General features: G+C 71.8%; 10 protein-coding genes. 4 read left to right on the forward strand and 6 right to left on the reverse strand.

Features of this window, described 5'->3' with window-relative positions; all coding sequences use genetic code 11:
• Window positions 1–375 carry a VOC family protein gene (locus ACIG3E_RS24400; protein ID WP_399620139.1) on the reverse strand — a complete coding sequence of 125 codons (375 nt, stop codon included), beginning with the start codon at window positions 373–375 and terminating at the stop codon, window positions 1–3.
• A gap of 189 nt (window positions 376–564) precedes the next feature.
• Here ACIG3E_RS24400 and ACIG3E_RS24405 point away from each other — a divergent pair, with 189 nt between their 5' ends.
• Both ACIG3E_RS24405 and ACIG3E_RS24410 read left to right on the forward strand, forming a co-directional pair.
• Window positions 565–1,281, forward strand: a complete 717-nt coding sequence (locus ACIG3E_RS24405) for a response regulator (protein WP_399620142.1) — start codon at window positions 565–567, stop codon at window positions 1,279–1,281.
• A 93-nt stretch (window positions 1,282–1,374) separates the two neighbouring features.
• Window positions 1,375–1,803 carry a helix-turn-helix domain-containing protein gene (locus ACIG3E_RS24410; protein ID WP_399620145.1) on the forward strand — a complete coding sequence of 143 codons (429 nt, stop codon included), beginning with the start codon at window positions 1,375–1,377 and terminating at the stop codon, window positions 1,801–1,803.
• A gap of 416 nt (window positions 1,804–2,219) precedes the next feature.
• On the opposite strand, the gene ACIG3E_RS24415 is transcribed toward ACIG3E_RS24410, so the two are convergent.
• Window positions 2,220–3,308, reverse strand: coding sequence for an alcohol dehydrogenase catalytic domain-containing protein (locus tag ACIG3E_RS24415; protein ID WP_399620148.1), 1,089 nt, complete (start codon window positions 3,306–3,308; stop codon window positions 2,220–2,222).
• Between the two features lie 100 nt (window positions 3,309–3,408).
• Here ACIG3E_RS24415 and ACIG3E_RS24420 point away from each other — a divergent pair, with 100 nt between their 5' ends.
• Window positions 3,409–4,302 carry a LysR family transcriptional regulator gene (locus tag ACIG3E_RS24420; RefSeq protein WP_399620151.1) on the forward strand — a complete coding sequence of 298 codons (894 nt, stop codon included), beginning with the start codon at window positions 3,409–3,411 and terminating at the stop codon, window positions 4,300–4,302.
• Window positions 4,303–5,013: 711 nt separating this feature from the next.
• Here the strand turns inward: ACIG3E_RS24420 and ACIG3E_RS24425 are convergent.
• Both ACIG3E_RS24425 and ACIG3E_RS24430 read right to left on the reverse strand, forming a co-directional pair.
• Window positions 5,014–5,808 (reverse strand): SDR family oxidoreductase, encoded by a 795-nt coding sequence (locus tag ACIG3E_RS24425; RefSeq protein WP_399620154.1) that lies wholly within the window; start codon window positions 5,806–5,808, stop codon window positions 5,014–5,016.
• A 193-nt stretch (window positions 5,809–6,001) separates the two neighbouring features.
• Window positions 6,002–7,687 carry a GAF domain-containing protein gene (locus ACIG3E_RS24430; protein WP_399620157.1) on the reverse strand — a complete coding sequence of 562 codons (1,686 nt, stop codon included), beginning with the start codon at window positions 7,685–7,687 and terminating at the stop codon, window positions 6,002–6,004.
• A gap of 644 nt (window positions 7,688–8,331) precedes the next feature.
• Between ACIG3E_RS24430 and ACIG3E_RS24435 the strand changes: the two genes are divergently transcribed.
• Window positions 8,332–9,597: a globin domain-containing protein gene (locus tag ACIG3E_RS24435; RefSeq protein WP_399620160.1), complete on the forward strand. Its 1,266-nt coding sequence runs from the start codon at window positions 8,332–8,334 to the stop codon at window positions 9,595–9,597.
• 46 nt (window positions 9,598–9,643) lie between these two features.
• Here the strand turns inward: ACIG3E_RS24435 and ACIG3E_RS24440 are convergent, their stop codons facing one another.
• Window positions 9,644–10,180 (reverse strand): GNAT family N-acetyltransferase, encoded by a 537-nt coding sequence (locus ACIG3E_RS24440; protein ID WP_399620163.1) that lies wholly within the window; start codon window positions 10,178–10,180, stop codon window positions 9,644–9,646.
• On the reverse strand, window positions 10,177–10,383 hold the full coding sequence (locus tag ACIG3E_RS24445) for an MbtH family protein (RefSeq protein ID WP_399620166.1): 207 nt from the start codon (window positions 10,381–10,383) through the stop codon (window positions 10,177–10,179). Before ACIG3E_RS24445 ends, ACIG3E_RS24440 begins: the two co-directional genes overlap by 4 nt.
• Window positions 10,384–10,390 lie beyond the last annotated feature (7 nt).

Raw genomic sequence — 10,390 nt, forward strand, 5'->3', positions numbered from 1 at the left:
TCAGTGCAGGCACAGGCAGAACGGATGCCCCGCCGGGTCCGCGTAGACACGCCAGTTGGCCTCCGGGCGGAGCTGGTCCGTCCGCTCAAGGACCGTGGCGCCGAGGTCAAGGGCCCGCTTCTCCTCCGCTTCGAGGTCGTCGACGTCGAAGTCCAGGTGGAGCTGTTGCGGGTGCTGCTGGCCCGGCCACTCGGGCGGCCGGTAGCCGTCCACGCGCTGACAGGCCAGCGGTGTCCCCTCGAACCCGTGCACTTCGACCCAGTCGGAGTCCTCCGGGTCCGCGACCACTCGGCCGCCGAGCAGCTCCGCGTAGAACGTCGCGAGCCGTACCGGATCCGCACAGTCCAACGCGACCGCTTGCAGCTTTCGAATCATGTCCAGCGCCTTTCGCTCCGAGGGCACTTCGGTGATGTTCCGTACGGGACGGCTCGTACCCACTGGGGCGCGGGTGTACCGCGGGGTTCACTCGAAGCGAAGGCACCTCACCGCATCGGCCCCCGGTGGTCGCCGGGTGCCCGCACCTCGTGTCGGGGGCCGGACGGAGGGCCCGTACGCTGGTCTTCCGTGGAAGCACGTACACACAACGACCCCGTTCCCGCGCCCGCTTCACCGCTGCGGGTCTTCGTCCTCGACGACCACGAGGTGGTGCGGCGGGGCATACGGGACCTGCTGGACGCCGAGCCCGACATCGTGGTGGCCGGGGAGGCCTCGGACGCCGCCGAGGCGCTCGCCCGCGTCCCCGCCGTCCGGCCGGACGTCGCGGTCCTCGACGTACGCCTCGGCGAGGGCGGCAGCGGCGACCACGCGGGCGTGGAGGTGTGCCGGGAGCTGCGCGCCCGCATGCCGGACCTCGCCTGTCTGATGCTCACGTCGTTCGACGACGACGAGGCGCTTTTCGACGCGATCATGGCGGGCGCGGCCGGTTACGTGCTCAAGCGGATCGACGGCTCGGACCTGGTGAACGCCGTGCGCACGGTGGCGGGCGGCGCGTCGATGCTGGACCCGCGCGCGACCGCCCGGGTGATGGCGCGCCTGCGCGAGCCGGAGCCCGAGCCCGCCCGCTCGCCAGAGCTGGAGCGCCTGTCACCGCGCGAGGCGGAGATCCTGGCGCTGATCGGCGAGGGCCTGACGAACCGGCAGATCGCTGACCGACTGTTCCTCGCCGAGAAGACCGTCAAGAACCGGGTCTCGTCCATCCTGACCAAGCTCGGCGTCGGCCGCCGCGTCCAGGCGGCGGTGATCGCCGAGCGACTGCGGGAGCGGCAGGGCGCCCGGCGCTAGTGCGTTGTCCGTGAATCCTCACCGGGTGGGTGTACGTGGATCTCTTCCTGGGATAGGAGTTGGTCATCAGCCCTGTTCCGGGAGGAGGCCATGATGGCCGCTCCGGTACGTGACCGGCGGCTGAGGGACGAGGAGGGCCGCGCCCTGCGGCGCATCGTGCGGCGCGGGCGGCAGGAGACGGTGGTCCGTCGCGCGATGATGGTCCTCGCCTCGGCCTGCGGGAACACTCCCACCGCGACCGCCGCGCTGGCCGCGGCCGACCCCGATACCGTCCGGGATGTCATCCACGCCTTCAACGACACCGCACTGGCCTGCCTGGACCCGCACTGGGCCGACGGCCGAACACGCCGCATCACCGCAGGCGACGAGGCGTACCTCATCGCCGTCGCCCGAACTCGGCCCCGCGCCCTCGGGCTTCCCTTCACCCACTGGAGCCCGCGCAAGCTGGCCGACTACCTCACCCCGTCCACCCGACGACGGGCGTGCCGTGCCCCTCCGCCGCGAGCGCCTGCGAGTGACTGAGCCGAAGCACGATAGGTGTCACCGTTGCGCTCCGCTGACCTGGGGGTGAACGCGGCGCGCAGCAGGACGGTTGTCACCAAAGAGGCAGCGCTGTTGTCACCGACGCCGAATGTGCAGGCTTGTTGTCACCGCTTTCGGCCGCCGTGTGAGTTCTGACCTGTGATGGACTCGACCTGTCCCGTGCTTGCCGTGACGGATGACGCGGGCGAGCTTGTGGCGGGACCCCTGGCCGCCGGGCCGCAGGAACCGGGGGCTGTGAACGGCGGGTTCGTGGCGCGGCCGAAGCGGTAGAGGGCCGAGCTGGCTTACGGGGCCTGCCCCCATCGGCATCGTGCGCGTCAGACAGCAGCAGTATGGCTGCCTGTGTCCGTGAGGGTGGGGGCGTGCGAGTGGAGTGGAGGGATCAGTGGGCCGTGTCAGCCGGCTGAAGGGGTGAGACTGGTGCGGTCGAACGGGCCACCGTGCGCGGTGGCGTACGTGATGGCGTCATTGACGGCGTCGAGGCCGAACGACCGGACCCGTTCGGGGGCGAGGTCCAAAGTGCCCGAGGCGAGGAGCCGGATGATGCCGACATTGGCTGTGCGCGGGTACATCCACTGCCCGCGCACGGTGACCGAGTTGCGCATGATCCATGGGTACGGGAGCGCGAGGTCGTCGCCACCGAGCATGCCGACGCCGCCCATGAGGACGACGCGGCCGTACTCGCGCACGGTCATGGCCGCCGCACGCGAGGCCGAGCTGGGGGCGCTCGGCGGGAGCAGGTCGATCACCATGTCGATCGGGCCACCGGCCGCCGCGGACATCGCCGCGCGGTCGGTGGCCTCATCCCCGGTCAGCGGGACCGGGCGCAGACGCGGGCCGAACCGGTCGGCGAGGAGGTCGAGCGCGGCCTTGTTGCGGCCGGGGGCGACCACGCGGCCCGCGCCCAGCGCGAGCGCAAGCGCGACCGCGCTGCTGCCGAGGTTGCCGGTGGCCCCGCTGACGAGCAGCGTCTCGCCGGCCGCGAGCCTGCCTGCCAGAAGCCCGCCGTAGGAGATGGTGTGCACGGTGAGCGCGGCCCAACGGGCCGGGTCCTCCCCGGCCGCGGCGGGTAGCGGGTAGACGTTCTCTGTGGGGACCCGCATGAGCTCGGCGAACGCGCCGTCGTGCAGGTACTCGGCGAGCCGCGCGCCGCCCTCGCCGCGCGAACTCCAGCCCTGGAGCGTGATGTCGGGCGTCAGGGCGTCGTCCCGCGAGCGCACCGTAGAGTCGCACCACACCAGGTCGCCGGTTTGCAGCCGGGTGGCGTCCGGGCCGACGTGGAGGATCCGCCCCACCGCGCTGACACCGGGTACGACAGGGGGGACAAGGGGGTAGTTCCGTTTGCCGCTGAAGACTTCGGCCGCGTAGGGCGCCACGCTGGCGGCGAGGACCTCGACCACCACCTCACCGCCCCCGGCCTCGGGGTCCGGTACCTCCCGCACCGCGAGTGGGGCGCCGAACCGCGTCAAAACTGCTGCTCGCACGTGATGACCTCCGTGTTGTCCGTGCTCTTGAGATCGACACTAGGAGCGGGGCGAGCATGCGGGAAGCGAGGATCCTGCATCTGTGGTATGCGTATCCCGCATGGACATCTCCAGCACGGGACTGCGGGTCCTGCGGCAGATCGCCGAGTCCGGCAGCTTCACAGCGGCAGCTGCCCGGCTCGGATACACGCAGTCGGCCGTCTCCCGCCAGGCCGCCGCCCTCGAACGCAGCGTCGGTACCGCCCTGTTCGAACGCCGCCCGGACGGTGTACGGCTCACTCCTGCCGGCTTGACCCTGCTGCGGCACGCCCACACGGTCCTCGCCTCGCTCGCGGCGGCCGAGCGTGAGCTCACCGGGAGCGTCCCACGGACCGAACCTGTACGGCTCGGGGCAGTTCTGAGCGCGGGTTCGGCGATCCTGCCCGCCGCACTCGTACACCTCGCGGCGGCCGACCCGCAGATCACGGTCACCACCCGCGAGGGCACTACGCCCACCCTGATCCGGGCGCTGCGTGCGGGCTCGCTCGACCTCGCCGTGCTGACATCCCGTCCACCCCACCGTCCCTTCGACGGCGACTCGCCGCGTCTGCACCTCGAGGCCGTCGCGGACACCGAACTGGTCGTGGCGGCGCCTTCGACCGGAGAGTTCGCCGGGCGCACCACGGTGCACGTCGACGAGCTGGTCGGTGCCGCTTGGATTGCCACCCCGTCATCAGGCGGCGAGCCGCTGCTCGGCGTCTGGCCCGGCCTGCCCGGACGGCCGCGCATCATCCACTCCGCGCGCGATTGGCTGACCAAACTCCAGCTGGTCGCCGGCGGCTTCGGCGTGACCACAGTGCCCTCCCCCCTCTCGCCGGTACTGCCGCCGGGGGTAAGCCTGCTGCGCGTCGAGGGCGCACCCCCCGAGATCCGTCGCGTACTCGTGGCGCGCCTTGGCGGCCACCCCACTCCGGCGATCACGGCCGTCACCCGAGCGATCACTGCGACCGTCTGAACCGCCGCCACGGCCGGACTGTTCTTCGCGGTACTGACGCCCGGCTCCGCCGCCGTCACAGGCTGGCATCACGTACATGACGGTCCAGCCCGCGGACACGCCAGCGAGCTGGTCCGGGCTCGCAGCCCGGGGCGGGCTACTACAGCGAATCCAGGTGCTCCACGCTGCCCGCGGCTTCGCCTGAGCAGTTGCGTGGACAAGTCGAGGGGAATCCGGGCCGCTGCCCGTACAAGGCGAAACGGCCCGAAACCGCCTGCCCCAAGCCGAAGAATGGGAACGCTCAAACGGCCGAGTCGCAGCTCACCGGCAACTTCAGTCACTCAGTCGCACCAGCCCGGTGCCCTCTGTCTGAGGGTCCTGGTGACAACACGCTGCCTCGGTGACAGCTATCGTGCTTCGGCTCAGTGACCAACCGGCACCGCGACCGGCGCTTTCGCCTTCGACCAGTTCGGCACGGTCAACATCCAGCCCAACCACGGCACTTGCTGGTCGCAGGGGTGCCGACCTCAGCGCTGCGCAGCGTCCGGGCTGCCCGCCCCGACGGCGAGCCGATCTACGTCATCCTGGACAACTGGTCAGGCAACAAGACCCGGAAGATACGCCGCTGGGCGGCCCGACGCGGCGTCGCGCTGCGTTTCAAAAGCGAACGAGGGCACCGCTGGGGCCGTCCCCACCGCACCGCCACATGATCAACAGCCCCGGCTAGGCGGCCTACGCGGTTGTGGCGATGCCGCCGTCGACAGGGATCACGGCGCCTGTCAGGTATGCGCCTGCCCGGCTGGCGAGGAACACGGCGACACCCGCCATGTCGTCGTCACGGCCGATCCGGCGTAGTGGAGCCGACGCCGCGATCGCCTCGCCGAACTCATCGAGGGTTGCAGCCATCATCGTCGACGGGAACGGTCCCGGCGCCACGGCGTTCACGGTGACGTGCTGCGGTCCTAGTTCCTTGGCGAGCACTCTGGTGAGTTGATGCAGTGCGGCCTTGCTGCTGGAATACGAGTAGTTGGGCCGCTGGGGGATGTGGATGGCGGCGATGCTGCCGATGTTGATGATCCGCGCGGGATCGTCGACGGTGCCCGCCCTGCGCAGTGCGGGCAGCAGCGCCTGGACTAGCCAGAACGGCGACTTCAGGTTGAGGTCGACGACCGTGTCCCAGGCCGCGTCTGGGAACGTCGCCAGCGGCTCGTCCCACATGGCGCCCGCGTTGTTGACGAGGATGTCGAGATGCTCCGAGTCGGCGGTGACGAGGTCGGACAGTCGCCGACACTCGTCGTGGCGGGACAGGTCGGCGGGGATGGCCCACACCTCACCGAATTCGGACAGCTGATCCTGCGCCTGAGCGCACGCTTCTGCGGTGCGTGAGCTGATGACCACGCGGACGCCCGCCTGGAGAAGGCCACGCGCGATCATCATTCCGATGCCTCGGGTACCACCGGTGACGAGCGCGCGCTTTCCACGCAGATCGAACAGTTCTGCATGCGTGGTGAATGGGGTGTCTACCACTTGCCGCCTTTCCAGTTGGCCGTGCGGGATGCTGCGTCGACGCGTTGGGGGTTCGGTTCTGCTGTCTCAACGCTATGGCCTTGGAGTGCACTCCAAGCAAGCGGATCCCGGTCCCGACGGACCGCGTCCGCAGCCGTCTCAAGCGCGGATCGTGAGGGGGGGACGGCCGCCCAAGTTCGAGGAGCGCGCGAGTTCAGTCGCCGGGCAGCGGCACCCGCCACACGATGCGGGTGCCGCCCGTGTCCGGGGACTCGACGGTCAGGGTGCCGGCGTACTGCTCGGCCCGGGAGCGCAGATTGGCCAGACCGCCGCCGCGCCCCGTGGAGCTGCCCGGCCCGCGGATGCCTGCCCCGTCGTCCGTCACCGTGAGGGTGAGCGCGTCCCCCGTGGCCGGAACGGCGAGCACCACGTCCGCCCGACCGGCCCGGGCGTGCCGGGCGACGTTGCTGAGGGCCTCGGCGGCCACGGCGAGGACGTGCTCGGCCACGTCGGGCGGCACGGTGGAGTCCACCGGTCCGTCGATGCGCAGGGACGGGCTGAAGCCCAGGGACTGGGCGGCTAGGCGGGTGGTCTCCGGCAGTCGGTGGCGCAGCCCGGGGCCGCCCCGGTCGTCGCCCGCGGACCGCAGTTCGAAGATGGTCGAGCGGATGATCTCGACGGTGGTGTCCAGGTCCCGCACCGCCCGTGCCACGCGTTCGGCGGCGTCCGGATGCTCGACCACGCGGGTCGCGCTCCGCAGGGTCATGCCGGTGGCGAAGATGCGCTGGATCGCCAGGTCGTGCAGGTCGCGGGCGATGCGGTCGCGCTCCTTGAGGACGGCGAGCTCCTCCGACTCGGTGCGGTGCCGGGCCAGTTCGAGGGCGATCGCGGCCTGGTCGGCGAAGCGCGAGACCAGCGGCACTTCGGTGGCGTCGAAGGCCGGGCGGCCGGATCGCCTGCTCAGGCGCAGAGCGCCGGGGGCCGAGGCGCCCTGGGGCAGCGGGACCACGATGGTCGGGCCGTACGCCGCCGCGCCGAGTGGGTGGGCGCGCGGGTCGCTGTCGACGTCCGCGGTGGCCACGGCCTCGCCACCGCGAGCGGCGAGCCCGGCAAGCGAGCCCCGCGCGGGCAGGGTCACGCCCTCCATGCGGGCGGCGCCGGGGCCGTGCGCCACCTCCACGGTGAGCAGGTCGCCGCCCTCGGGGGCCGGGAGCAGCACGGCGGCGAGGTCGGCGTCGGCCACCTCGCTCGCGCGGCGGGCGATCAGGCGCAGGACCTCGCGGGACGCAGTCCCCGCGAACAGACTGCGGGTGATCTCGCTGAGCGCCTCCAGCCAGCGCTCGCGCCGTCGGCTCTCGTGGTAGAGGCGGGCGTTGTCGATCGCCACTCCGGCGGCGTTGGCCAGCGTCGTCAGGACGGCCTCGTCGTCGGCGTCGAATCCGGCGCCGCCGCGCTTCTCGGTCAGGTAGAGGTTGCCGAACACCTCGTCGCGCACCCGGATGGGCACCCCGAGGAACGTGCGCATCGGCGGGTGGTGCGCGGGAAAGCCGAAGCTGGCCGGGTGGCGGCCGAGGTCCGTCAGGCGCAACGGCGCCGGATTTCTGATCAGTTCGCCCAGGATGCCGCGTCCGCAGGGCGCCTGCCCGATCCGGGCGGCAAGGTCGTCGGCCATGCCCACCGGCAGGAACTGCGAGAGGCGGTGGCCGTCACCGATCACGCCGAGGGCCCCGTACTCGGCGTCGGTGAGCGTGACCGCCGCCTCCACGATGTCGCGCAGGACCTGAGGGAGTTCGAGGCCGTGCCCCAGGTTCATGACGGCGTCGAGGAGGTTGTGGATGCGGTCCGGCACGTCGAGGCGCAGACGTGCCGACGCTGCCGCCGGGGGTGGTGATGCGGGCATAGGGGGGAACTCCTGAGTGGTCGGTGCTCCGTAGCGTACGGCCGCGTCCGCAGCCCGAGCGCACGGCCCCCGCTTCCCGCCGATGCCGCGTTCGTGCTGGTCAAGGGCGCGAGGGCAGGGGCCATTGGACCCTATCCGGAGACCCTCGCGGGGACTGTTCGGCCCTAGCCGGGTCCGGTGCCCCACCGGCGATCATGTGGCTGCGGCCGGGAAGCGCCGCCCCGTCCCCCCGTGTGCACGGCGCTTCCCGGACGCCGACGACATGAGCTCCAGCGGAGGGACGCCGTCCGGTGGACGAGGCGCGGATACGGCAGGTGACGGCCGCACGGCCCCGGGGCGGGTCGCCGGTGGCCGCCGAGGCGCACCGGCCACCCTGGGGCCCGCGCCGCCGTGTGGCGGCGCCGCGAGTCACGGGAGGCTGCGTACCACTGGGCACGGTTGCGGGTCGGCCCGCCCCGGCCGGACGGGGTGACTCCCGGAACGTCGTGGCAGTCCTGGTCGGCTGCCCGCTCCCCCGTCCCAGATAGGGCCGAAGGACCCCATGGGGAGGGCCGTTCGGGCGGTGGGGCCCGGTGCGAGACTCGCGGAGCGCTCCTGGGACGGGTGGGAGCGCACTCCACGGAGCCAGAGCAGGAGAAGCCGCTGTGCAGACCGACCCCACCGACCAGTTCGAGGAATACCGCGTCCTGCTCGCGCGCCAGGAGGCGAAGCGGCTGCGGCAGAGCCTGCTGGGCCCCGCCCCCACCGGTGCGGAGTCGCCCGGTGGGGTGACCGGCGGCGGCCCTCACGACGGGGCGGACGACCACCGGCTCATCATCGAGTCGCTGCCCCTCGTCACCCCGTTCGACCGGCTCATCTCGGAGCTGTACGCGGCGATGTTCGACCAGCACCCGTATCTGCGGGGCCTCTTCCCCGAGTCGATGGACTTCCAGCGGGCCCATCTGGAGCGGGCCTTCCGCTATCTGATCGACCACCTGGACCGCCCGGACGAGGTGACCGCCTTCTGCCACCGCCTCGGCCGCGACCACCGCAAACTGGGAGTGCGCCCCGTGCACTACGAGGTGTTCGAGGCGGCCCTGGTGGAGGCGCTTCGCCGCCGTGGCGGAAGCTGGTGGCGAAAGGACGCGGAGGAGGCGTGGCGGCGCATGCTGCGGCGGGCGGTGGCAGCCATGGTGCGGGGCGCGGAGGCGGCTCTCGCGGAACGGCCCTTCTGGCACGCAACAGTGACGGGCCATCAGCGACGGAATCCGGACCTGGCCGTGCTGAGGGTCTCCCCCACCGAGCCGTTTCCGTACCGCGCGGGCCAGTACGCCCTGCTCCAGTCGCCCCTCCTGGCACGGGCCTGGCGCCCGTTCAGCATGGCGTGCGCCCCGCGCCCGGACGGCGAGCTGGAGTTCCACGTCCGCCGCACCGGCCCGGGCGGGGTGAGCGACGCCCTGGTGAACCGCACCCACGTCGGGGACTCGCTCCTCCTCGGTCCCGCGCAGGGGACGATGACGCTCAGGGAGGACGACCTCCGGCACGACGTGCTGATCGCGGCGAGCGGTACCGGCTGGGCCGGTGCCAGAGCGGTCCTCCAGGACCTGGCCCGGCGCCGTCTGCCGGGGCGGACCGCCCAGCTGTTCCTCGCCGCGCCCACCCGTGACAAGCTGCACGACGCGGCCGCCGTGGCCGAGCTGGAGAGCCGCCTTCCATGGCTGCGTACCGTCACCGTGGACGGTACGGCCGCCGAGGGTGACGCGCTGGCCGAGGCCGTGGCCCGGTGCCCGGCCTCGGCGCGCGGGATCGTCTTCGTGAGCGGCCCGCCCGCCCTGGCCGCCACGGTGCGGCGCCTGTCCGCCCTGGGCCTGCCCGCCGACCGAATGCGCCACGACCTGACCGCCTCCGCACCGCAGGGGCTCGGGGTCTGAACCCAGCGTGCGTCCCGGAACGGGTGACCGGGACGGACGCGACGGATCAGATCGTGTCGGTGAGCGGGATCAGGATCATCTTGGTCACGGTGCCGTCGTCGCCCACGACGTCGCGCACGTGCCGGGCGTTCAGGCGTCGGCACAGCGCGAGGCTGGCGGCGTTCTCCGCGCCGACCATGCCGTACACCTCCTTGAGGCCGAGGTTCTCGGCGGCGTGCCGCATCAGGCCGTGCACGACCTCGGTGCCGAACCCCTTGCCCCAGTACGCGGGAAGCAGCGCGGTGATCAGTTCGTAGCCGTCGACATTGCCGGTCTTCTTGCACTCCGCGTGACCGATGTACGTGCCCTCGTGCCAGACGCCCCAGACGTCGAAGAGGCGTTGGGGATACACATCGGTGAAGATCGCCTTGTACAGGTTGCGCAGGTCGGGCTCGGGAACCTGGTCCTGGCCCATCCAGCGGCAGACCACCTCGTTGCGCAGGAGGGCGACGAAGTGGTCCTCGTCCTCGGGGCGGTAGGGCGTGAAGTCCAGGCGCTCGGTGCGCAGGGGCGGCGTGGTGGGCGTCGGCGTCGGCAGCGTCATCGGGATGCTCCTTGGTCCATTCGCTCGCGCAGGCTGCGGGGGCGCATGTCGGTCCACACCTGGTCGACGTATGCGGAGCACTCGGCTTCCGTGCCCTCCTTGTCCGTGCGATGCCAGCCCTCCGGGACGTCGACGTCTATCGGCCACAGCGAGTACTGGTCCTCGTCGTTGCGCAGCACCTGGTAGCGGGTGTTCTCATCCATGGTGTTC

The sequence above is a fragment of the Streptomyces sp. NPDC053474 genome, from assembly GCF_044544845.1.
Classification (GTDB): Bacteria; Actinomycetota; Actinomycetes; order Streptomycetales; family Streptomycetaceae; genus Streptomyces.

Coding starts and splice junctions, on each gene's coding strand:
- ACIG3E_RS24420 (WP_399620151.1), top strand. CDS start 3,409: ATGGACATCTCCAGCACGGGACTGCGGGTCCTGCGGCAGATCGCCGAG.
- ACIG3E_RS24445 (WP_399620166.1), bottom strand. CDS start 10,383: ATGGATGAGAACACCCGCTACCAGGTGCTGCGCAACGACGAGGACCAG.
- ACIG3E_RS24400 (WP_399620139.1), bottom strand. CDS start 375: ATGATTCGAAAGCTGCAAGCGGTCGCGTTGGACTGTGCGGATCCGGTA.
- ACIG3E_RS24440 (WP_399620163.1), bottom strand. CDS start 10,180: ATGACGCTGCCGACGCCGACGCCCACCACGCCGCCCCTGCGCACCGAG.
- ACIG3E_RS24430 (WP_399620157.1), bottom strand. CDS start 7,687: ATGCCCGCATCACCACCCCCGGCGGCAGCGTCGGCACGTCTGCGCCTC.
- ACIG3E_RS24410 (WP_399620145.1), top strand. CDS start 1,375: ATGGCCGCTCCGGTACGTGACCGGCGGCTGAGGGACGAGGAGGGCCGC.